We start from the raw sequence: 21335 nt of genomic DNA on the forward strand, positions 1-21335 counted from the left end.
ATCAACGCCAATGCCGCTGCTGCACCTTCTGGCTGCGGCCTACGCCAAGCAGCATACCGATCAGCAGCGCCAGGCTTTCCAGCAGCCAGGCCAGTAGCATGGCGCAGGCGATGCCCCAGGCAATGGCTTCGGGCGCCAGCAGCACTTGGTAGCGGTAGGCGTCGAGGGTTTCTTTCATTAACTCATGGTCTGCAGCTGTGGTCAGGTGCCAGACCTGGGCGTACCAAGCCCCCTGCATGGCCTTGGCTTCGCGCTCAAGAAATGCCGAGCGTTCGACCAACGTACCGAGGCTCTGCGCATCGCTACGCATGACTGGATCAGCGCTGGCCTGGTAATGGCCGACCAAAGCGACCAAATCGCCTTTAAAGAACCGCTCAGCAGTTTGCCGAAACCCCTTAAGCCCCTGCTCCGCCTCGATGCGATGGGCATCGACGCGCTTACTGTAGTCATCGATAAAGCCCGGTACCTGGACCCCGACCAGTAGCCCCAGTGCAAACAGGGCTAACCGCAGATAACTTCTGAACATTGCTCCCCTCCCCCAGTAAACCCGTCCTAAACCTGCATTTGCTCAGCCAGCCACGCCCTGCGCAACACATTCACCGCCGCGCCACAAACGCCACTCGCCCGGCTGGTACAACGTCCAGCTCTCGTTATTGGTCAAAGGCTCAGTGGCCAGTACGCTGACCACATCATTGGGCGTGGTTTCCGATTGAAAATCCACCTGCATATCAGCATCTTTCAAATAAGCCGGGCCAAACGGTGCACGCCGAGTGATATGTGCCAACTTGGTCGAACAAAAGCTGAACAGCCAATCACCATCGCTGAGCAAGCAGTTGAACACCCCCTGCTGGCGATAACCGGCACAGGCCTTGACGAGGATAGGCAGCAACGCCTCTTCCGTAACCGGCTCAGGAAAAGCGTGGCGCAGGCGGTTGAGCAGGTCACAAAAGGCTGCTTCGCTGTCGGTATCACCAATCGGCTGATAGATATCCAGGCGCGGGGCAAAATCGGCCAGCTGGCCGTTGTGCGCAAAGCACCAATTGCGGCCCCACATTTCGCGCATAAAAGGATGAGTGTTAGCCAGGCAGACGCGGCCGACATTGGCCTGCCGGATATGGCCGATCACCACTTCACTCTTGATCGGGTAGCGTTGCACCAACTGCGCCACTTCAGACTCGCTGCTCGCCCGCGGGTCTTGGAACAGGCGCAGGCCCCGCCCTTCAAAGAAGCCGATGCCCCAACCATCACGGTGCGGCCCGGTACGGCCGCCGCGCTGCATCAGGCCAGTGAAGCTGAAGACGATATCGGTCGGCACATTGGCACTCATGCCCAGCAATTCACACATGGCGCAATGCCTCGCTCAGTCGTTGAGCATCTAGCCGCAATCTGGCCTCCGGGCGCTTAGGCACCAATGATAAAAACCCATCAGAGTGCGCCACAACAATGGACGCGCTCGCGTAATAGCCCTTGGGCCGGCTGCACAGAGACGGGGCATATGAGCATTAGGACTGCTGGCTTGCAAAGCCGACGGCCCTTGCTTACAGACGGGGTTCTACACGCATACGGCGGTCGCCGCGGGCATCGTAGCAGGTGTCTTCTGGGGTATCGGCATCGCGCGCCATCATCTCGCGCAGGGTCGGTTCGTCATCGGCAATCGGCGCGGGGCCTTTACGCGCCTGCCACCAGCGTTCCACAGGCCAGCGAATGGCCACAAACAGCAGGTACAGGACAAACGCGATCAAGCCGTACATGCTCAGATCGGCCACCGCACGCCAGGCGTTGTTACCCACATCCAGCAGCAGGTCCATGGCGGTGATGGCGATCGCTGGGGCGAACTGTTCTTTGCCAGGGTCAACAATGGTCGGGCTGAACAACAACACCAGAACCAACACGCGCAGCGGCTCGCGCAGGTAGCGCCACATCCAGCCGGTCAGACGAAACCACACCAACAGACAGCCGAGTGCTGCAACTAGATAGGCACCCCAGGCAAGCAGGTAGTCGTTTTCAGTCATAAAACGCAAATTCTCTGGCATTAATGGGGCTGCTGACTGGCAGATACAGAAGCGCGCAGATTTCAGCAGCCGACGGGCGAAGTGGCGCTTATGATAACGGCTTTTGCCTGCTTCGGCGTCCCCGCTGTGGCTGTTAGCCTATGGAGTTACCCCATGCACCACGCCCCTGTGGCCCGCGCCGATAACGCCGCCGACCCTTATCGCTGGCTGGAAAACCGCGACAGTGACGAGGTGCTTGATTACCTCAAGGCTGAAAACGCTTATTTAGAGGCGCAGCTCAGCGCGCAGCTACCCCTGCGTGAAGCACTGTTTGAGGAGATCAAGGGACGCATCCGTGAAACGGATCTCAGCTTACCGTCGCCTTGGGGCCCGTACCTGTATTACCAGCGCACCACCGCTGGGGACGAATACCCACGGCATTATCGCTGCCGCAAACCGGCTAACGGCACGCTGAACGTCGATGAACACAGCGAGCAATTGCTGCTCGACCCCAATGCGCTGGCCGAGGGCGGGTTTATCTCGTTAGGGGCATTTAGCATCAGCCCTGATCATCAGCGCCTGGCCTACAGCCTGGACACCAGCGGTGAGGAAACCTACCAGCTGTTCGTCAAGGAACTGGCCGACGACAGCGTGATCGAGCTGCCGTTCACCGACTGCGACGGCAGTATGACCTGGGCCAATGACAACCAGACCCTGTTCTTCGGCGAGCTGGACGACACCCACCGCCCGCACAAACTCTATCGCCACACACTAGGTACTGACGCGGCCGAGCTGGTGTTCAATGAGCCTGATGGGCGCTTCTTCCTCAGTTGCTACCGCAGCAGTGCGGAACGCCAGTTGATATTGCAGCTGGGCAGCAAAACCACCAGCGAAACTTGGGTGTTGGATGCCGCCACACCGCAAGGCAGCTTCAGCTGCGTAGCCCCGCGCGAAGACGGCCATGAATACGACATCGACCACGGCATGCTCGATGGTCAGTGGTGTTGGCTGATTCGCAGCAACCAAAACGGGATCAACTTCGCCCTGTTCAGCGCCCCCGCAACAAACCCGGCTCGCCAGCACTGGCACCTGCTGCGCGCGCATGATCCGCAGGTGATGCTCGAAGGCGTCAGCCTCAATCAGCGCGCGCTGGTACTTAGCCTGCGCGAAAACGGTCTGCCGATCATCGAGGTACAACCGCAAGGGCAAACGGCCTACCGCGTGCAGTTACCCGACGCGGCTTACAGCCTGTATGTGCAGGACAGCCTGGAGTTCGACAGCCCGGTGATTCGCCTGCGCTATGAAGCACTCAACCGTCCGGCGCAAGTGCGTCAGCTGGAACTGGCCAGCGGCGCGCAGCAGGTGCTCAAGCAAACCCCGGTACTCGGCCCGTTTGATGCTGACAGCTATGTCAGCCAGCGCGTGTGGGCGACAGCGGCAGACGGTACTCAGGTGCCGATCAGCCTGGTGGCCAAGCGCGAGGTACTGGGCAGCAGCGCCCCGCTCTACTTGTATGGCTACGGCGCATACGGCGAAAGCCTCGACCCGTGGTTTTCCCACGCGCGCCTGTCGCTGCTCGAACGTGGCTTTGTCTTTGCCATTGCTCATGTGCGCGGCGGCGGCGAACTGGGCGAAGCCTGGTACCGCGCCGGCAAGCTGCAACACAAGCACAATTCATTCAGCGACTTTATTGCCTGCGCCGAACACCTGATCAACAGCGGTTACACCCAGGCCGAACAACTGGTTATCAGCGGCGGCAGCGCCGGCGGCCTGTTGATCGGTGCCGTGCTTAACCAGCGCCCGGAACTGTTCGCTGCGGCCATCGCCGAGGTGCCGTTTGTCGATGTGCTCAACACCATGCAGAACCCCGATCTGCCGCTGACCGTCACCGAATACGACGAATGGGGCGACCCGAGCGAGCCTGAAGTATTCGAGCGAATCAAACGTTATGCGCCCTACGAGAATATCCAGGCTCAGGCTTATCCGGCGGTCCTCGCCGTGGCCGGCTACAACGACAGCCGCGTGCAGTATTGGGAAGCTGCCAAATGGGTGGCCAAGCTGCGGGCGCACAAGACTGACAGCCACCTGTTGCTTTTGAAGACTGATCTGGACGCCGGCCATGGCGGCATGAGCGGGCGCTATCAGGCGCTCAAGGATGTCGCCCTGGAGTACGCCTTTATCTTCAAGGTCCTAGGCCTGCACTGAGGCCGTGAAAAGTGCTCGCACAGCCAAGGAACGGTCACTCGGCAGGCTTTTTCAGCGGTTGTGCATTGCGCTCGCGTTGCTCACGCAACAGCTGCAGGTCTTGATCGCTGCGGTTCTGCGAAGGCTCTAACAAGGATGGCTGCTTAAGCAGCGGCACACTGTTAGCCGGCGCGCTCGGCAGTGGCCGTGGCGCAGCGGGCATGCCATAAGGTTGCGGTGTGGCCGTACCGGGCGCCCCTGTCGCCGGTTCTGGAAGCGGATTGCCAATAGGTTGCTGAGCCAACAACGGCGTACTGGTCAGGGTAGTCAGGGCAACGAGCAAAATGATCGGGCGCATATGGCATCTCCATGAGCAGGTATTCACTTAGGCCACGCGCAAGCGCTTAAGTGCCGAACTGGCAGTTCTCACTGATCGCCGGCAAGGCTAGACTGCGCACACAGGCACAATTCACGAGACTCCCAATGAGCAGCGATAAATCACCCGCCACCGCCAAGCTTGACCGCATCCTTGCTGATGCCCAGCGCTCGCGTGAGGAAGGCTACCGCGACAAAGCGTTAAAAATGTACCCACACGTCTGCGGCCGCTGTGCCCGTGAGTTCGCCGGTAAGCGCCTGAGCGAGTTGACCGTACACCACCGCGACCACAACCATGACAACAACCCGCAGGACGGTTCCAACTGGGAGCTGCTGTGCCTGTTCTGCCATGACAATGAGCATTCGCGCTACACCGATCAGCAGTACTTCAGTGAAGGCTCGCTCAGCACGCCGAAGACGGCTCAGGCCACGCACAACCCCTTTGCTGACCTGGCGGCACGGTTGAAGAGCAAAGAATAGGCCCCAGCCTGACCAGCCCGTATAATCCCCGGCCTTTAATTTTGGTTGCCGCAAGGCACAGAAAAGGCCGGACACGTGGCAAACAAACGATACAGCTGCATCGGGTTGTTCAACCCAAAATCCCCAGAGAACGTCGGTTCGGTCATGCGTGCAGCAGGCTGTTATAGCGCGGCCTCAGTGTTTTACAGCGGCAAACGCTATGCGCGTGCCCGCGACTTTGTCACCGACACCCAGCGCATCTATATGGATATTCCGCTGATCGGCGTTGAAGACCTGCAGCAAATCATTCCGATTGGCTGCACACCGGTCGCAGTGGAACTGGTCGAAGGTGCACGCCCATTGCCGCAGTACACCCACCCCGACCGCGCCATCTACATCTTCGGCCCCGAAGACGGCTCGCTGAGCAAGGAAGTCCTCGATTGGTGTGAGGACGTGATCTACATCCCCACCCAGGGCTGCATGAACCTCGCGGCCACCGTCAATGTGGTGCTCTACGACCGCATGGCCAAGGGCCTCAACACCAAATCCGGATTGGGCCTCAAGTAGTTAGCGCAACAGCTTGCTGTCCAGCACTTCGGAGGCGCCGCCCATAACGTTTTCGCTGATTTCGATAAAGTCTTTGGTAGTGGCTTTATCCAGACGCATCAGGCCGCGGGTGACGTCATCTAACGAGCGCGGCTGGGTGCTGTCTTTAGTGGCCTGGCGGATTTCTCGATCCAGCTCCTGCAGCAACAGAACGGCGCGGGCGGTGACCGGACCGCTGGAGTTGTCGGTACGCAGGCTTTTTACCGGCTTGCTCCAGCCAATCAGCTGTTCGCGAATTTTCTGATAGCGCTCCTCGCTCAAGCCGCCCGCGCGGCGCATCAGCTCGATGGCGTAGTACTCGGCGATGCCTTCGGTGATCCAGTCACTGCGATCGCGGGCGCGAATACGGCTGAACACATGCACAAGTTCATGCACCAGGGAGCTGGTGCCGTTCTCGCTGACCAGCGGACGATCGCTGTGCATGTAATACGAATTGGCGGCCGACAGACCGCCGCGCCACATCGGATCGCCAGCCCCGACAATCAACAGCTTGCCGGGATCACGCGGGAACACGTCCTGAGCGTGTGGCCAGACAAAGGTCAGCAGGGTCATCACGTCCATACGGCGCATGCCCTCACCCACGGGGGCGGCAATTGCTACATCGGTCTCACCCAGTTTGGCGCGGCGCGTACCCACTTTACCGGCGACGATCCAGCCCGTCGGCCGGTCGAACTTGCGCTGCGGATTATCCACCCGGAACTTGTTCTTACCGATACGTGGCCAGCCCGTTTCAACGCTTTTCCAGCCCGTGGGCAGTTCGAATAGCAGGCGCGAGACCAATTCGGTTTTGTCTTCCTGGCGCAGCGTTACTGCCGGCACCAGATCGTCACCACGCAGTAAGGCCCAGTCTTTGGTCATCCGTGCATCGAAGCGGCCTGGGCTGCGTTCGTGGTTGACGCGCACGCGGTAGGTCAGGGTCGATTTACCTTTGGCCGGCTGCCAGGTGCCGAGTTCGGGCTTGTCTTGGGTCCATTGGCCGTCGGCCTTGAAGTCGCTGTAGACGCCCTGCTGACCCAAATTGAACGCCAGGCTAAGCACCGGTGCGCCGTCGGCCAGGGTCAGGCTGACTTCAGCCTGCTCGGTCTCCGGCAGAAAGCGCACGCGATAATCCAAGTCGACCTTCTTCGCCCACAACGGTGTGCTCAGGCTGAGTAAGACGACAGACAACAACACACGGCGAATCAACATGGCAGGCCTCCAGAGGCTGTTCATTGGCGCAGATGAGCTTAGGCAGTGTTACTGACGTGCGGTTCAGCCCGAGCGGAAGATCATGTGGTCTTCCCAGTCTTCTTCGGCCACGCTGTTTTCGCTGAGCATGCGTCCGGCCTGAGAAATTTTCTGTTTGTGCACCTGTTCGGTGTCACCGCAGACCAAGTGATGCCACAGCAGCAGGTCCTTACCTTCGCTCACCAAGCGATAGGCGCAGGTGGGCGGCAGCCACTGAAATTGGTCAGCCTGGGCCGGGGTGAGCTGGATGCAGTCGGCGACGAATTTGCGTCGATTGCTGTAGTCGGTGCAGCGACAGGTGTTTAGGTCGAGCAGTTTGCAGGCGATGCGCGTGTAATACACGCTGCCATCGTCCTCATCCTCAAGCTTTTGCAGGCAACACAGGCCGCAGCCATCGCACAGCGATTCCCACTCGTCCTGATTCAGCTGTTCGAGGGTTTTACGTTTCCAGAAGGGTTCGACTTTGGCGGCCATGGCGAGGGTACGTGAAGAGCGAAAAGGCCGGCAGTCTAGCCGCTTGGCCAGCAGCGGCCAAGGGCGGTATGCCGAATGGAGGGTGGGTTAATAACCGCGGGTAAAATCCACCTGCCCGCGTAGCGCGTTACCGCCCTGCCAGCGCGCCAGGTTGTCGACAAACAACTGCACCAGCAGGCGCGGATCAGTGGGTGCCGAGCTGTGCCCGGTCAGCAACAGACACGGCGCCTCCCAGAACGGATGACCTGCGGGCAGCGGCTCCTCACGGCAGACATCAATCACTGCGCCGGCCAGTTGGCCCTGGTGCAGCGCTGCGACCAGATCGGCATCGACCACCGCGACGCCACGTCCGGCATTGATAAACAGCGCAGTGGGTTTGCAGCAGGCAAAAAACGCCCCGTTATAGATATCGCGGGTAGCCGGGGTGTCCGGTAGCAGATTGATCAAGTAGTCGGCCTCGCCCGCCAGTTGCGACAGCTCATCGAGCCCGGCCACCTGACGAAACGGCGGTAATTGCCGTGACTGGCTGGCGATGCCACACAGCTCGATACCGAATGGCGTAAGAAACTGCGCCACGCTCAGGCCAATATCACCCGTGCCGATAATCAAGGCGCGGCGCCCATTAAGGCTGTGCGGTTGGCGATTGTCCCAACGCTGCTCGACCTGCGCTGCCAGCCGGGTCAACAGCTGGCGCTCATGGGCCAGCACGTGACAGAGCACATACTCGGCCATCACCTGACCGAAAATGCCCACGGCGCGGGTCAGCGGATAATTTGTCGGCAAGCCCCTGGCCAACAGCGGTGTGATACCGGCCCAGGTTGATTGCAGCCACTGCGGCTGAAACCCCTGACGCAGTAACGGTACCAGCAGGTCCGGCTGGCCCAGCCAGACGGCACCGCCGGCGGCATATTCGGCCAGCGCGTCCGGCCGATCACTGCCACGCAATTCAAGCTCGGGGGCATGCTCGCGCAGCAGCTCGGCATACAGCGCGTGCTGCGCTTCAGCAATCAATACACGCTGTGGGGCCTTCGCAGTCGCATGCATGGCGTTTACATCGGGTCGTTACGGCGCAGCAGTTCATCCGGCAGGTGCTCGATGTACTCGTCTTCCGGCGGTGGCATTTGCAGGTGATAGCCCTGCTCGTCGAGGTTGGCCAGCACCTTGTGGATGTCTTCGCGGGCCAGGACGCGCTCGGGTGTCAGCACCATTTCAAATGCAAGGGCCGGCGGGCCAAACGCCAGCAGCAGGTTTTCTGGTACGCGCTTAAGACCATCACTGCGCAGCACGTAGAGGTACATCTCGTTCTTACGTGGGCTTTTATAGATTGAGCAAATACGTTTCACGCGGACTCTCCGTTTGCAGCCAGGCAATCCAGCAACGCCTGGCCCATCAATTCACGCCGCCAGCCGCGCAGCGACTCCGGCAACTGGTAGGGCCCATTGGGATAGCCGGTTTTTAACAAGGCTTCGAGGGTTTTCTTGCGCAGCATCAGTTCGGGAGCAATGTTGAGGCGCTCACCTTCGCGCTGACCGATAGCCCGCAGCTTCTTCAGCAGTGACGAGACTTCCAGCGGCAACGGCTCAGGCAACGCCTCGGGCAATTCTGCGGCTGGCGTGGCCGCAGCCTGCTTGATCAATTGCAGAATAAATTCACCGTCCTGGCGTACGGTTTTCGGGTGCATGTCCTCAATCCGCGCCAAGGCCACCAGGTTATCCGGCTGAGTACGGGCCAATGGCCACAGCGAATGCTCACGGAGGATGCGGTTACGCGGCTGGTTGCGCTGGCGCGCCTGGACTTCGCGCCATGTACACAGCGCTTTAAGCACGGCCAACTGTTGGCGTGAGAGTTTCCAGGCCAATTTGGCTTCGCGGTAAGCCAACTCGGGATCGACCTCACGGGTGAGGTTGGCGACGAGTTCAGCGCCGTCTTCCAGTACCCAGGCATATTTCTCGGCGGACAACTGATCCTTGAGCCGGGTATACACCTCAGCCAAGTGCACCACGTCTTCGGCCGCATAGCTCACCTGGTTGGCCGATAACGGCCGCTGTAACCAGTCGGAGCGGGTCTCACCTTTGGGCAGATCAATATTCAGCACGGCCTGTACCAGGCGCGAATAGCCCATGGAGAAGCCGAGGTTGAGGTAACCGGCCGCCAGCTGGGTATCGAACAAGGGCGCCGGCAGGCTGCCCGTCAGGCGCAGGAAGACTTCCAGGTCTTCACTGCAGGCGTGCAGCACCTTGACCACCGCTGGGTCTTGCAGCAAATCGGCAAAGGGGGTCCAGTCGCTGATCAGCAGTGGATCAATTAGGTAGGCCCGCTCGCCTTCGCTAACCTGCAGCAAACCGGCAATCGGGTAAAAGGTGTCGACCCGCATAAACTCGGTATCAACCGCCACAAACGCCAGCGTACGCCAGGTTGCACAATGCTGCGCCAGGCTGGCGTCATCACCAATCCACTGAATATCAATCGCCACACGGCTCTCCCATCAAGAATGCGGCGCAGTATATATCGCCACACCCCATAGCCGGGCATTCACGATGCGCGGTAAAGCGCATAAGCGTTATTCTGCCCGGCACGTGCATGTGAGCACCTTCACTACAGGGAATAACAACAATGAAGAAACTGCTTGGCCTGCTTGTGGCCCTGATCGCGGCCGTGGCGATCTACCTCGTTATCACGCCCAGCCCGATTGACCCGTTGGCCTGGGAGGCGCCGGCCCCTCCGGCGATGACCGGCGTACTGGAGCCCAACGACACGTTGATGAAAGCCGAGCTGCTCGGCCGCGGCCAGGTGCATGGCCCGGAAGACACTGCAGTGGATACTCTGGGCCGGGTCTACAGCGGCTTGCATGACGGCCGCATCGTGCGGATCACGCTTGATGGCCGCGTGGAAACCTTCGCCAACACCCAAGGCCGGCCCCTGGGCATGGACTTTGACGCCAGCGGCAACCTGATCGTGGCTGACGCCTATAAGGGTCTGCTCAGTATCGATGGCCAGGGCAAGATCACCGTGCTGACAACAGAGGCCGAAGGCGTGCCCTTCAAGTTCACCGATGACTTGGATATTGCCCGCGACGGCACTATTTATTTCAGCGATGCTTCCGCGCGTTTTGAACAGCCAGATTACCTACTCGACCTGCTCGAAGCCCGCCCCCATGGCCGCCTGCTCAGCTACAACCCAGCCAACGGCGAAACCCAGGTGCTGCTCAAGGATCTGTATTTCGCCAACGGCGTGGCGCTGTCGGCTGATGAAGACTTCGTGCTGGTCAACGAAACCTACCGCTACCGCATCACCCGTTACTGGCTGAGCGGCGACAAGGCCGGAACCCACGATATCTTTATCGACAACCTGCCCGGCCTGCCGGACAACCTGCAGGGCGACCGCAGCGGCACCTTCTGGGTGGCCCTACCAACTCCGCGTAAGGCCGACGCTGACTTCCTGCACCGTTATCCATGGCTGAAAACGCAGATGGCCAAGTTGCCACGTGCGCTTTGGCCCAAGGCCGTGCCTTACGGCTTTGCTATCGCCCTCAACGAACAAGGGGAAATCACCCAGAGCCTGCACGACACCAGCGGCACGCATTTGCGCATGATCACCTCGGTCAAGCCGGTGGGTGAGTACCTGTACTTCGGTAGCCTGGATAATGACCGCATCGGCAAGCTGAGAATCCGCTAAACCTTCCGCACAAAAAAGCCCGCGCAGCTGCTTAGCTGCGCGGGCTTTTTAATGTTCGGGACTTGCCTATTTGCTCTTTTCTGCGATCCAGATGGTGTGTCGCGTGCCCTTATTACCGTGGGCATAGACCTGCACTTCTTCCACCTTGAAACCCGCCTTGCGCACCTTGTCGCTGAATACCCGGTCGGCACTCGCCGACCACACCGCCAACACGCCCTTGGGACGCAGTGCCTGGTAGCAGCGCTGCAGGCCCTGGGCCGAATACAGCCAGCTATTACGCTTTTGGGTCAGCCCTTCTGGGCCGTTGTCGACGTCCAGCATGATCGCGTCATAACGCTGATCGGCGTTTTTCAGGCAATTGGCCACATCGTCCTGAATCACCCGCGTACGCGGATCGAGTATCGGGTAACCGGCCTTGGCGCCCAACGGGCCGCGGTTCCACTCCACCACGCCAGGCACCAGTTCGGCCACTTCCACCTCAGCAGTCTTGCCCAGGTTCTGCAACGCCGCTGCCAGGGTAAAGCCCATGCCCAGGCCGCCAATCAGCACCCGCGAATCCGGCCGGCCCGCGACCTTTTTGCAGGGAATCGCCGCCAGCGCATCTTCGGAGCCATGCATGCGCGTGTTCATCAGCTGACCGCCATCGCCGCCGGCAATCTTGATCACAAAGTCCTCGCCATACTCGAACAGGCACAGTGCGCCAGAGCCATCAGGAATAGGGGCGGTATCGAGCAAGACAAAGCGTTTCATGGGGTGCGGCAACCTAGGTCAGAGCAAAACGGGCAGGCAGCATGCACATAAAAGGGCCACGATGCAGCGTCTATTGAGAGAAATTCTTCTGCACAGGCCATCTTGACCGCTAAAACCCGAGGTTATGATGCGCGCAGCCCCTTTGCCCATAGGATGACTGAGATGCCCCTCGCCCAACTGGTCAGCGCCGCCCAGCTGCAACAACGCCTCGCTGAACCCGATCTGCTGATTCTCGATTGCCGCTTTGCGCTGGATGACCTGGCCTACGGCCAGCGCAGTTACGCCGAAGGGCATATTCCCGGTGCGCAGTTCGCCGATTTGGAGCGCGACCTGTCCGGGCCGATCCATAAAGGCATCACCGGTCGCCATCCGCTGCCAGAACCTGCACAGCTGCTGCAACGCCTGCGCGAATGGGGGCTGAATACACACAGCGAGGTAGTGCTGTATGACGACGGCCCCGGCGCATTTGCTGCGCGGGCTTGGTGGCTGCTGGCCTGGCTGGGGAAACGTGACGGTGTGTACCTGCTCGACGGCGGCCTAAAAGCCTGGCGCGAGGCTGGCGGGGCGTTGACTCAGGACCTGCCGACGCCAGTGCCCGGTACATTCAACGGCAGCGCCGATAACAGCCTGCTGGTCAGCGCGGCGCAGCTGCAACAGCGTTTGGGCGATAGCCAACTGACCCTGCTGGATGCCCGCGGCCTGCCGCGCTTCAAAGGCGAAGTGGAGCCAATCGACCCAGTCGCCGGGCATATTCCTGGCGCGCAGTGTGCGGTGTTCACTGACAACCTCGACAGCGACGGCCACTTCCTCAGCGCAGCGCAACTGCGCCAACGCTTTGCCACGCTCCTCAACGAGCGCCCGGCCAACGACCTGGTAGCCTACTGCGGCTCAGGCGTAACCGCTTGCCATAACCTGTTCGCCTTGTGTTTAGCCGGCTATCCACTGGCCCCTCTGTATGCCGGCTCTTGGAGTGAGTGGATCACCGACCCTGCTCGCCCGGTAGCTACCGGCGACTAAAGCCCTGTGGCTGGCCGTGCCCCGAGGCAGCGCCAGCCATTGCTTAGCATTAACTGGAATATTGATAACGAGCTAAAGCCGATAACAATTTAAAAACAGTCTTTTACAACGACAACCTCACACTAGACTTCAACTTAAGCGGCTAACCCCGCTTCCGGTGGGGCCTTTTTCAAAACAAGCAAAAGCTGCCAGCGCCCCAGCCCCATCGGTAATTTGCTATCGAGGGCTTTATGGGAATTGCCGCCTGCGAGATCAGCCAATACATCATCCGCCCTACCCTACTCTACTTGGGCCGCCACTCCATCGCCGCCGAAGCCTTGTTGCTCGGCGCCGCAGCCAGCCAATCAGAACTCGGCTCGGTCCTTGATGACAAACACGGCCATGGCCTTTATCGCATCACCGCACAACGCCACCAGCAGCTCTGGGATAAACACTTGGCGTTGGACCCGGAACTCGCCAGCCAGGTACGCGGCCTCGCCAGCCAACATGCCTTTTTGAGCGCACCGCACCTGGAACTGACCGTTAACCTGCGCTACGCCACAGCCATTGCCTGGATGCTGATCGAGGCCGAACAGCGCGAACTGCCTGCAGCCGACGACCTGCTCGGCATGGCGCAAGTCTGGCGCCGGGTGTTCAAACCCCACGGCCGCAATAAAGACTTTATCGCCGCCTGGCAACGCTGCATCGGCAGCCTCAGTCAGGTGGCCTAAAGCCTGAGCACGCCACAGCAGTTGTCCTACAATCCGCCTCTAGTTAGCCGACGATAGCGGCTAATTGAACGCATAGTTCTGCTCGATCTCGGGAACCTCAAAGGCTGGAAAGGGTCAGGGAAAGTTGTTAATTTCCGCGTCCCGCTAAAACCTAGGATTCCTCCGTGTCCAAAAGAGTCGTCAAGACCAGCCTGTTTCTTGCCCTTGCAACTGCCGCCAGCCATAGCGTTGCCGGCGGCTTTGCCATCAACGAACAAAGTATCAGCAGCATGGGCACCGCCTTCGCCGGCCGTTCCTCCTCTGCCGATGACGCCAGCACCGTGTTCGGCAACCCGGCCGGTATGGCACGCATCAAGCGCGAACAAGTCAGTGGCGGTCTTGCGCTGATCTACGCGAAAACCGATATCGATAACGCCAGCGGCAGCTTCCCAGGCAGCAATGACGGCGACATGGTGCCGTTTATCGGCGCGCCCATGGGCTACTACGTCAAGCCGCTGAACGACAACTGGAGCTTCGGCCTGGGTATGTATGTGCCATTCGGTCTGGTGACCGATTATGAGCGCAACTTCCAGGGGCGTTATTACGGCGACCGCAGCGAAGTACGGGTGATAACCCTGCAGCCGACCCTGAGCTATCGCTTCAATGAACAACTGTCGGTGGGTTTTGGCCCGACCATCAACCGTATTGATGGTGAGCTGACTTCATACCTGGCGAATCCTGCTAGCCCAGGCCGGGGCGATGATGGCAAGGTCGAAATCAAAGGCGATGACACGGCGCTGGGCTTCAACTTCGGCGTGTTGTTTGAAATCACCCCACAAACGCGCCTCGGCATGACCTACCACTCCAAGGTGGATTACCGCTTGAAGGGCGACACCACGGTTTCTGGCTCCGGCGTTATTGCCACATCAGCCGGCAGCTACGATGCAACACTGGAGTTGACCACGCCGGAATCGCTGGACTTTTCTGTGACCCATGAGCTGGATGCTGACTGGACTATTTATGCCGGTAGCACCTGGACACGCTGGAGCCGTCTGGAAGAAATTCGTGCCGATAACAAAGGCGTCGTCGGGGCCCTGAAAGGTAATATCAGCAGCATCGTCGAGGAACAAAACTGGCACGACACCTGGTCTCATGCTGTAGGCGCGGCCTATAAGCTGAATCGCCAATGGACCCTGCGAGCAGGCTTTGCTGTCGACCAGTCGCCAACCAACAATACCAACCGTTCGCCACGTATTCCGACCGGCGACCGTAAGGTATTTAGCCTGGGTACCGCCTGGAGCCCGAATGATGATGTGACCATCGACGTGGCCTATTCCTACCTTATAGAAGAAGACACCCAGATCAATCACACCAGCGCCAGCAAGGGTAACTACCGCTCCACCTATAAGAACAGCGCCCACGGCCTGGGCACCCAAGTGACGTACCGCTTCTAATTCAACCAGCGGTTTGGGTTACACTCACGCGGCGATCACAAGAATAAAAAGCCGCCTGAGACAGCCCTATGACTGCACTCTGCACTGCCTTGCCCGAACAGCTCAGCCTGTTGTTGGTGGATGACCACCAGATCTTCCTCGATGGCCTCAGCTTGGCCCTCGCCCCGCTCTGCGCCGATCTACAGATTCACACTGCCGAATCCGCTTCAGCCGCCGAAGCCTGCTTGCAACACACCACCTTCGACCTGATTCTGCTGGACTTACGCCTGCCCGATTTGCCGGGTTTGGAGTTACTCCAACGCTGGCAACAACAGGGGCGCATGACCCCGGTAGCGATTCTCAGCGCCAGCGATTCCAGCCTCGATGCTCAAGCTGCGCTTGCGGCAGGCGCGCTGGGGTTTATCTCAAAAAGTGCCAACAGTGATGAGTTGCGACAAGCCGTCACCCGCGTGCTTCTGGGCGAAACCCTGCCAGTCACGCAGTCGGGCGAAAAACCACAGCTCACGCCGCGGCAGCTGGAAATTCTCCAACTGTTGGCCGAAGGCTTGCCAAACAAGTCCATTAGCCGCCAGCTAGGCGTCTCCGAAGACACGGTGAAAACTCACCTGAAAACACTGTTCCAGGAACTCACGGTGCACACCCGAACCGCCTGCGTCAGTGCGGCGCGACAGCGGGGCTGGCTCTAGCATCCGCAGGCAACAGCACCGCCAGGGCCTGGCGCAAACGGGCCGGCAACAAGGGCTTAGCAAGTAAGGTGACATGGGCTCGGGTGCAGCGCTCCTGCAGATCAGCGCCAACATCTGCGGTAATCAACAAGGCCGGCAGCATTCGCCCAGCCTCCTCACGCAAACGCTCGATGGCGCGCAACCCATCCTCGGTGGCCGCCAACCGATAGTCGCTGATCAATACCTGAGGCTGCGCCTGCGGCAAGCAGTTCAAGGCATCAGCCAGATCGGCGCACGCCCACACTTCACAGCCCCAGCGTTGCAGCAACCCGGCCAGCGCCTGACGCCCAGCCGCGTCGTCTTCCAGCAACAACACGTGCCCCTTCAACGCATTGATGGGTGATGCGGGGGCCTGCAATGGCCCCGCTTCTGCCTGCGGCAGTTGCACGATAAATTGCGCGCCCGCGCCTGGGCTTGAGTGCAATTGCAGGTCATGCCCCAATAACTGCGCCAGCTGCTGGACGATGGCCAAGCCCAAACCCAGCCCGCGCTCGGCATGGCGACCGGGGTTATCCAGTTGGCGAAACTCCTCAAAGATCTGGCTCTGCTCTTCTGCACTCAGGCCCTGGCCATCGTCACCAATTTCCAACAGCACCTCGCCCTGCTCCACGCGCGCATGCAACCACACATGCCGCGCCTGGGCATGGCGCAACGCATTGCTCAGCAGGTTACGCAGCACCCGCTCAAGCAACAGCGGATCACTGCGCACCCATAGCTCGGGGCATTGCATTTGTAACTCGATACCCAAGGCGCCGGCCTCTGCACGGCTTTCATCGCTCAACCGCGCCAGCAGAGGGCGTAAGGCAAACACCTCCGGCTTGGGCTGAACGCCGCCGGGCAAGGTCAAGCGGGTGTAGTCGAATAGCGACTGCAATAGCCTGCTGAGCTGCTCCACGGCCACCGCCAGGCGACTGCTGATGCGATGCACGCTGGGGTCCTGGTTCTGCTCCAGCAGGTGCTGGGCAAACAAGCCCATCGCGTTCAGCGGCTGGCGCAGATCATGACTGGCGGCCGCCAACAGCCGCAGCTTGCGCGCATCGTCGGCTTCGGCACGCTGCCATGCCAGGTCCAGTAAGCGTAGATTGAGCCAGGCCCCGCGCTGACCGTGCTCCTGCATATAGGCTCCCACACTGCCAATCACGTTGGCGCACAGCAGAAACATCCCCTGATAACCCAGCGCCACGCTACCGCCCGTCACGGCATAGCCCAGCAATAGGAAAAAACCACATAGCCCCCAGGAAGCCAGGCTCACAGCACGGAATGACACCCCCAGCAGCACGTAGCCAAATAGCAGCACCAGAAACAGCCCGTCATAAGGCATGGCGATGCCCTGGCTCCAGCACACATGAATGATCGCTGCGACGCAGGCACCGTTCAGCGCATAAGCGCCTACATAGGCCAGCAACGACCGGCGCGGCGGGCTTTGTGGGCGACGGCAGTAGATGAAGGCCAGCACTGCGCCGCACATACCGAGCAACCGCACAGGCAGCAAGGTAAGGCTGATTGCTGGGCTCAGCAGCAACAGATCGAGAGCGGTGTAGACCAGCTGAAAGATCACTGCCGTGCTGGTGATCAGCAGCAGACGGCGGCGAATGCGCTGCACTCGGTGCTCGACAAACTCCTCTTCCAGCGCCCCGCTAAACCTCAGTCGGCGGTAACCCCGGCGTTGCTGCGCCAACAACAGGGCTTCATGACGCGCGAGGTTCATGGGTTACAACCCGGGCTGTTGATTGGCCTGGCGTTTGGCGGCGATGGCGTCATAGGTTTCCACTCGGTGCTGATCTGCTGCGCTGAATAGCCGCTGGCGCAAACGTTGCTGTTCTTGCTGCTGATCTGCAGCACTGAGGCCCGTGCCCTGCAAACTCGCCAGTTCCTGCTGATACGTGGCATAACGTTGTTGCCAGGCGCGCTCGTTGCGCTGCTCTGCGAGCAGGAGCTCGACCGTGGGCGGATCATAGGTCAATGCGAGGAAGTGGCGCACCTGCTCTTCGCTTGCGCCCTGCTGCCAGAGCGTCTCTGTCTGAGCACGCAATTCCTGCGCCTGAGCTTGACGCGCCTCACTGGCACGCATGGCTTCAGGTAGCTGAGCGCGCAAGCGCTCCTGAGCCAAAGCCTTGGCGTGCTCGCTTAGATCATCGCGAGCCATCAGCGCCAGATTGTCCAAGGTATAACGGCCATAGGCTTCCTCGGCACCGAACAAGGCTTCTGTCGCAGCACTGGAAAATTGGGCGCGCCGCAACTGCGCCAGCTGTTCGAAGGCCCCTTGCAATGCCACCAACTGGTCATCCGGGGTGCTTTGCTGAGCGGTACTCAACGGCTGCTGCAGCAACGCCAGGCTGGCACGCTTGTAATCCATATAGTCGCCCAGCAAGCCCATAAACTGCCCCAGCGCCGGCTCGGGCAAGCGTCTGCGCGCATCGGCCAGCATCGCCTCCACTACAGTTTCCAACCCGGCCTGATCAGCAGCACTGAGGAAGTAATCCAGATAATCGCGCAGCGCCAGGCTCAGTTGCAGGTTGCCCGCACTGTCCGCTTTGAGTTCGCCGTCGACGTCGGTGCCCTGCAAACCCGGCAAGCCTGTAGGTGCGTTAATAACGGGCGGGGGCGGTTTGATCGTTTGCGACACAAGGCTCGGTATGGTGGAGAGCGGCGCCGCGACCGCAGTTAATGGCACCGGCGCTGCCGATAATTCAGCAGCGGGCCAGCGCCAGTAAAGCGTAAGGCCGGCAATGCAGCCGGCCAGTGTTAAAAGTGCAGCAGTTGAGCGCAACGACAGGGCCATAAGACCTCCAGAACGCGAGCTGCATTGCGCAGCCCGCGGGTAAGACGGTCAGACGCCTTTGTTTTTCAGGCGATTGGCGTGTTGACGGTACAGCGAAACAGGCTCGGTCCAGCCACGAATACCCAATAGATGGTTGATCGCATCCACGTGGTTCATGTTGTAGCCGTCGCCAATCACTTGCCCCAGGTAGGTGGAGCAAACACCGACCAGACCATCATTCTTCTCGCTGCCAAAGGCCAGGCCGGTAATCGCCAGGAACGGATCGACCGCATCGAAGACGTTGGTGTACGACGTATTGCCGGTCCAGGAGAAATACCGAATGTTGTAGCCACGTACATTCTGTACTTCAGTCGATTTGGCGCAATAACTGCTGTTGTTCACGCCCCAGGGGTGACGGCTGTTCAGCGCCGCAGTGCCCGACGTGGTCAGCGTCTTCAGCGCAGCCAAGCCATTTTGCGGATTGTTGCTGCCAGAAAGCAGATTGATCACCCCACCGATGGCGTTGGCCAGGCCATTCGCGCCGCCTTCAATGGCGCTATTGGGGGGAATAATTCCGCGTAACACATCGGCCACTTTAGAGCCTTTATTCACGCCATTGACCGAAGTTACCGACGCCACCAGATCTGGCCGTAGAGAGGCCGCCACCCGTGAAGTGGGCGAACCCTGGCTGTGGCCGATCAAATTGACCTTACCGCCGTTGGCAGCGGCCCACGGCACGATTTGCTGCGCCAGTGCCGCACCGCGCTGCTCGCTGTCATTGAGTGCAGAGACGCTGGCGACATAGACCTTGGCGCCATCGCGCTCGAGGTTCCAGGGGATGGTATGGAAGTAATTGATCAGGCCGCCGATGGTGTCAAAACCCGTTACGCCGTGCACCAGCACAATCGGATATTTGGTTTGGGTGTAACCAGCCGCCTGGGCCTCAACCGCGCCGACCAGAGCGGCGGTAGCTAAAGCAGTTGTAATAATGCGACGCATGGGTGCCTCCTTATTTTTCTTGTTGGCAGGCCGGGGTATTACATCCGGCGTATCTACCACTCTAAGAAAGCTAACCGTGCTGGGCTATCGCCCAGATGGGTGAGGAGTCGGCACTCGCATTTACTCTGTACCTACAGTGCGGCATGGGCGGAATACCAATGCGCAACCGCCTGCCGTATAGGATCGAGAAGCGCCGAGGCTAACGACCCCTGATTCATCTACTAGTCTTTCAGGCAGAAATGGATTTTCTGGAGCTCCGGCAAATGATTGAAACGACGCCCACGGCCCTGTCGACGATTTTAATCGTCGATGACCAACCCAGAGACCTGTTGCTACTGAGCCAGGCGGTGCAGGACTTGGGCACTGTTCATATCGCCAGTAATGGCCACATGGCCATTGAGCTTGCAAGACGCTGCCGCCCTGACCTGATCTTGCTGGATATCCAAATGCCCGGCATGAGCGGCTTTGAGTTATGCCGCACGATCAAGGCGGATCCGCGGCTGTGTGATGCCGCTATTTTGTTTGTAACCGCACAAACGCAGGCGGCCAATGAAATAAAAGCAATGGAACTCGGCGGCATAGATTTCATACAAAAACCACTGAATCTCCCGGTCGTTCGCGTTCATGTTCGCGCCCACCTGAACTTACGCCAACAGGCTAAACGCCTGGCTTATTACGATGAACTGACCGGGCTACCTAACCTTAACCTCCTGCAGGACCGTGCCGAGCAAGCGTTGCAAAAGGCCAAACGCAACCAGAGCATGGTGGTCTTGCTGATGCTGGATTTGGACAACTTCAGAAGCATCAATGATTCGGTTGATCATGCCGTCGGCGATGCGGTTTTGTCTGAGGTGGCGCGGCGCTTAACTCAGTTCTCACGGGGCATTGATACGGTAAGCCGACGTGGAGGTGATGAGTTTCTGATTCTGCTCTCCGAAGTCACCCGTCTCGATGCCATCAGCGATTTTGTAGCGCGGGTTTTAGATGCCATCGCCAGCCCAATGCACATCCATGAAAAACGCTATGACATCACGGCCAGCGCCGGTGTGAGTGTTTTCCCGGATGACAGCCAAGACTTTGCATCGCTCTACCGTCATGCCGATACCGCCATGTATCAGGCGAAAAAGCTTGGCCGTAATCGCCAGCGTTTTTTCTCGCAAGGTCTTGAGAACATCTCGCGCGCACGTCACCTGCTTGAAGGGCATATGCGTAATGCCTTGGAGCAAGGGGTTTTCGAGGTGTTCTATCAGGCCAAATATGATGCACTTAACCGCCGTATTTGCGGCATGGAGGCGCTGATCCGCTGGCGTATGAGTGATGCCACGCTGGTCTCACCAGCAGAGTTCATTCCCTTGGCTGAAGAAACCGGATTGATCATCCCGATCGGCCGCTATGTGCTGATACAGGCCTGTAATGACGCCAAACAACTGCTGAACATGGGCTTAACCGTCCCCGTGAGCGTGAATATCTCAGCGATCCAGTTCCGCGAAGAGGGGTTTCTGAGCATGGTCAAAAATGCCCTGGAACAGACCGCCCTGCCCCCATCGATGCTGGAACTGGAAATCACCGAAAGCGTCCTGGCGCTGGATATTAAGATGGCCAGCGATGTGCTCAACGAACTCAAGGCCATGGGCGTGCATATTGCTATCGATGACTTCGGTACCGGCTACTCAAGCCTGACCTACTTGAAGAGCCTGCCGCTCGATGTGCTGAAGATCGACCAGGGTTTTGTTCGCGACATGCTGACCGATAGTAGCGACGCTGCAATTATCGAGGCCATTGTGCGAATGGGCCAAGCGCTCGGCCTGGCGCTGATTGCCGAAGGTGTGGAGCTTGAGGAGCAGTCAAACAAACTACTGGCCCTGGGCTGCTCAGTCATGCAAGGCTTCCTTTATAGCCGACCAATGCCATTTCAAGGGCTGTGTGAATACCTTCAGGCACACCGCTAA

General features: G+C 59.5%; 22 protein-coding genes. 9 read left to right on the top strand and 13 right to left on the bottom strand.

The window, feature by feature from the left end:
• Position 1: 1 nt before the first annotated feature.
• The 3 genes from N1078_RS02140 to N1078_RS02150 all read right to left on the bottom strand — a co-directional run bounded on the left by N1078_RS02140 (position 2) and on the right by N1078_RS02150 (position 2012).
• Positions 2–526, bottom strand: coding sequence for a DUF2937 family protein (locus tag N1078_RS02140; protein WP_274086562.1), 525 nt, complete (start codon positions 524–526; stop codon positions 2–4).
• A 42-nt stretch (positions 527–568) separates the two neighbouring features.
• Positions 569–1345, bottom strand: a complete 777-nt coding sequence (locus tag N1078_RS02145; RefSeq protein ID WP_274086563.1) for a class II glutamine amidotransferase — start codon at positions 1343–1345, stop codon at positions 569–571.
• 193 nt (positions 1346–1538) lie between these two features.
• On the bottom strand, positions 1539–2012 hold the full coding sequence (locus tag N1078_RS02150; RefSeq protein ID WP_274086733.1) for an MFS transporter: 474 nt from the start codon (positions 2010–2012) through the stop codon (positions 1539–1541).
• Between the two features lie 153 nt (positions 2013–2165).
• Between N1078_RS02150 and N1078_RS02155 the strand changes: the two genes are divergently transcribed.
• Positions 2166–4196 carry a S9 family peptidase gene (locus N1078_RS02155; RefSeq protein ID WP_274086564.1) on the top strand — a complete coding sequence of 677 codons (2031 nt, stop codon included), beginning with the start codon at positions 2166–2168 and terminating at the stop codon, positions 4194–4196.
• Between the two features lie 34 nt (positions 4197–4230).
• Here the strand turns inward: N1078_RS02155 and N1078_RS02160 are convergent, their stop codons facing one another.
• The gene (locus tag N1078_RS02160) at positions 4231–4533 is read right to left on the bottom strand and encodes a hypothetical protein (protein ID WP_274086565.1); all 303 of its coding nucleotides are present in this window, start codon (positions 4531–4533) and stop codon (positions 4231–4233) included.
• 125 nt (positions 4534–4658) lie between these two features.
• On the opposite strand from N1078_RS02160, the gene N1078_RS02165 reads away from it, so the two are divergent.
• Together N1078_RS02165 and N1078_RS02170 are read left to right on the top strand one after the other, a co-directional pair.
• Positions 4659–5030, top strand: a complete 372-nt coding sequence (locus tag N1078_RS02165) for a YajD family HNH nuclease (RefSeq protein ID WP_090241885.1) — start codon at positions 4659–4661, stop codon at positions 5028–5030.
• A 75-nt stretch (positions 5031–5105) separates the two neighbouring features.
• On the top strand, positions 5106–5576 hold the full coding sequence (locus N1078_RS02170; RefSeq protein WP_090241884.1) for an RNA methyltransferase: 471 nt from the start codon (positions 5106–5108) through the stop codon (positions 5574–5576).
• On the opposite strand, the gene N1078_RS02175 is transcribed toward N1078_RS02170, so the two are convergent.
• The 5 genes from N1078_RS02175 to rnd form a co-directional block, all read right to left on the bottom strand.
• The gene (locus N1078_RS02175; RefSeq protein WP_274086566.1) at positions 5577–6803 is read right to left on the bottom strand and encodes a hypothetical protein; all 1227 of its coding nucleotides are present in this window, start codon (positions 6801–6803) and stop codon (positions 5577–5579) included. It lies immediately after the preceding gene.
• A gap of 63 nt (positions 6804–6866) precedes the next feature.
• The gene (locus N1078_RS02180) at positions 6867–7316 is read right to left on the bottom strand and encodes a YcgN family cysteine cluster protein (RefSeq protein ID WP_274086567.1); all 450 of its coding nucleotides are present in this window, start codon (positions 7314–7316) and stop codon (positions 6867–6869) included.
• Between the two features lie 87 nt (positions 7317–7403).
• Positions 7404–8360, bottom strand: coding sequence for a D-2-hydroxyacid dehydrogenase (locus N1078_RS02185; RefSeq protein ID WP_274086568.1), 957 nt, complete (start codon positions 8358–8360; stop codon positions 7404–7406).
• Positions 8361–8365: 5 nt separating this feature from the next.
• On the bottom strand, positions 8366–8659 hold the full coding sequence (locus N1078_RS02190) for a YcgL domain-containing protein (RefSeq protein WP_090253148.1): 294 nt from the start codon (positions 8657–8659) through the stop codon (positions 8366–8368).
• Positions 8656–9789: a ribonuclease D gene (gene rnd, locus N1078_RS02195; protein ID WP_274086569.1), complete on the bottom strand. Its 1134-nt coding sequence runs from the start codon at positions 9787–9789 to the stop codon at positions 8656–8658. The genes N1078_RS02190 and rnd overlap by 4 nt, the downstream gene beginning before the upstream one ends.
• Before the next feature lie 140 nt (positions 9790–9929).
• On the opposite strand from rnd, the gene N1078_RS02200 reads away from it, so the two are divergent.
• Positions 9930–10991: an SMP-30/gluconolactonase/LRE family protein gene (locus N1078_RS02200; protein ID WP_274086570.1), complete on the top strand. Its 1062-nt coding sequence runs from the start codon at positions 9930–9932 to the stop codon at positions 10989–10991.
• A 66-nt stretch (positions 10992–11057) separates the two neighbouring features.
• Here the strand turns inward: N1078_RS02200 and N1078_RS02205 are convergent, their stop codons facing one another.
• A complete protein-coding gene (locus tag N1078_RS02205) occupies positions 11058–11741 on the bottom strand; it encodes a spermidine synthase (protein ID WP_274086571.1) in 684 nt (227 codons plus the stop codon).
• 162 nt (positions 11742–11903) lie between these two features.
• On the opposite strand from N1078_RS02205, the gene N1078_RS02210 reads away from it, so the two are divergent.
• The 4 genes from N1078_RS02210 (at position 11904) to N1078_RS02225 (ending at position 15587) form a co-directional block, all read left to right on the top strand.
• On the top strand, positions 11904–12758 hold the full coding sequence (locus tag N1078_RS02210) for a sulfurtransferase (RefSeq protein WP_274086572.1): 855 nt from the start codon (positions 11904–11906) through the stop codon (positions 12756–12758).
• 230 nt (positions 12759–12988) lie between these two features.
• Positions 12989–13468: a hypothetical protein gene (locus tag N1078_RS02215; protein ID WP_274086573.1), complete on the top strand. Its 480-nt coding sequence runs from the start codon at positions 12989–12991 to the stop codon at positions 13466–13468.
• A 164-nt stretch (positions 13469–13632) separates the two neighbouring features.
• Complete coding sequence (locus N1078_RS02220) at positions 13633–14901, top strand: OmpP1/FadL family transporter (protein ID WP_274086574.1); 1269 nt, start codon at positions 13633–13635, stop codon at positions 14899–14901.
• Positions 14902–14969: 68 nt separating this feature from the next.
• Positions 14970–15587 (top strand): response regulator transcription factor, encoded by a 618-nt coding sequence (locus N1078_RS02225; RefSeq protein WP_274086575.1) that lies wholly within the window; start codon positions 14970–14972, stop codon positions 15585–15587.
• On the opposite strand, the gene N1078_RS02230 is transcribed toward N1078_RS02225, so the two are convergent.
• The 3 genes from N1078_RS02230 to N1078_RS02240 all read right to left on the bottom strand — a co-directional run bounded on the left by N1078_RS02230 (position 15556) and on the right by N1078_RS02240 (position 19386).
• Complete coding sequence (locus tag N1078_RS02230) at positions 15556–17334, bottom strand: hybrid sensor histidine kinase/response regulator (protein ID WP_274086576.1); 1779 nt, start codon at positions 17332–17334, stop codon at positions 15556–15558. The genes N1078_RS02225 and N1078_RS02230 overlap by 32 nt on opposite strands.
• Positions 17335–17337: 3 nt before the next feature.
• Positions 17338–18192 carry a lipase secretion chaperone gene (locus tag N1078_RS02235; RefSeq protein WP_274086577.1) on the bottom strand — a complete coding sequence of 285 codons (855 nt, stop codon included), beginning with the start codon at positions 18190–18192 and terminating at the stop codon, positions 17338–17340.
• 264 nt (positions 18193–18456) lie between these two features.
• A complete protein-coding gene (locus tag N1078_RS02240; protein WP_274086578.1) occupies positions 18457–19386 on the bottom strand; it encodes an esterase/lipase family protein in 930 nt (309 codons plus the stop codon).
• A gap of 239 nt (positions 19387–19625) precedes the next feature.
• Here N1078_RS02240 and N1078_RS02245 point away from each other — a divergent pair, with 239 nt between their 5' ends.
• The gene (locus tag N1078_RS02245) at positions 19626–21335 is read left to right on the top strand and encodes a putative bifunctional diguanylate cyclase/phosphodiesterase (protein WP_274086579.1); all 1710 of its coding nucleotides are present in this window, start codon (positions 19626–19628) and stop codon (positions 21333–21335) included.

The organism is Pseudomonas sp. MIL19, from assembly GCF_028680365.1.
Lineage (GTDB): Bacteria > Pseudomonadota > Gammaproteobacteria > Pseudomonadales > Pseudomonadaceae > Aquipseudomonas > Aquipseudomonas spirodelae.

Coding starts and splice junctions, on each gene's coding strand:
- N1078_RS02140 (WP_274086562.1), bottom strand. CDS start 526: ATGTTCAGAAGTTATCTGCGGTTAGCCCTGTTTGCACTGGGGCTACTG.
- N1078_RS02230 (WP_274086576.1), bottom strand. CDS start 17,334: ATGAACCTCGCGCGTCATGAAGCCCTGTTGTTGGCGCAGCAACGCCGG.
- N1078_RS02225 (WP_274086575.1), top strand. CDS start 14,970: ATGACTGCACTCTGCACTGCCTTGCCCGAACAGCTCAGCCTGTTGTTG.
- N1078_RS02210 (WP_274086572.1), top strand. CDS start 11,904: ATGCCCCTCGCCCAACTGGTCAGCGCCGCCCAGCTGCAACAACGCCTC.
- N1078_RS02150 (WP_274086733.1), bottom strand. CDS start 2,012: ATGACTGAAAACGACTACCTGCTTGCCTGGGGTGCCTATCTAGTTGCA.
- N1078_RS02240 (WP_274086578.1), bottom strand. CDS start 19,386: ATGCGTCGCATTATTACAACTGCTTTAGCTACCGCCGCTCTGGTCGGC.
- N1078_RS02180 (WP_274086567.1), bottom strand. CDS start 7,316: ATGGCCGCCAAAGTCGAACCCTTCTGGAAACGTAAAACCCTCGAACAG.
- N1078_RS02155 (WP_274086564.1), top strand. CDS start 2,166: ATGCACCACGCCCCTGTGGCCCGCGCCGATAACGCCGCCGACCCTTAT.
- N1078_RS02245 (WP_274086579.1), top strand. CDS start 19,626: ATGGATTTTCTGGAGCTCCGGCAAATGATTGAAACGACGCCCACGGCC.
- N1078_RS02200 (WP_274086570.1), top strand. CDS start 9,930: ATGAAGAAACTGCTTGGCCTGCTTGTGGCCCTGATCGCGGCCGTGGCG.
- N1078_RS02145 (WP_274086563.1), bottom strand. CDS start 1,345: ATGTGTGAATTGCTGGGCATGAGTGCCAATGTGCCGACCGATATCGTC.
- N1078_RS02205 (WP_274086571.1), bottom strand. CDS start 11,741: ATGAAACGCTTTGTCTTGCTCGATACCGCCCCTATTCCTGATGGCTCT.
- N1078_RS02185 (WP_274086568.1), bottom strand. CDS start 8,360: ATGCATGCGACTGCGAAGGCCCCACAGCGTGTATTGATTGCTGAAGCG.
- N1078_RS02215 (WP_274086573.1), top strand. CDS start 12,989: ATGGGAATTGCCGCCTGCGAGATCAGCCAATACATCATCCGCCCTACC.
- N1078_RS02175 (WP_274086566.1), bottom strand. CDS start 6,803: ATGTTGATTCGCCGTGTGTTGTTGTCTGTCGTCTTACTCAGCCTGAGC.
- N1078_RS02160 (WP_274086565.1), bottom strand. CDS start 4,533: ATGCGCCCGATCATTTTGCTCGTTGCCCTGACTACCCTGACCAGTACG.
- N1078_RS02165 (WP_090241885.1), top strand. CDS start 4,659: ATGAGCAGCGATAAATCACCCGCCACCGCCAAGCTTGACCGCATCCTT.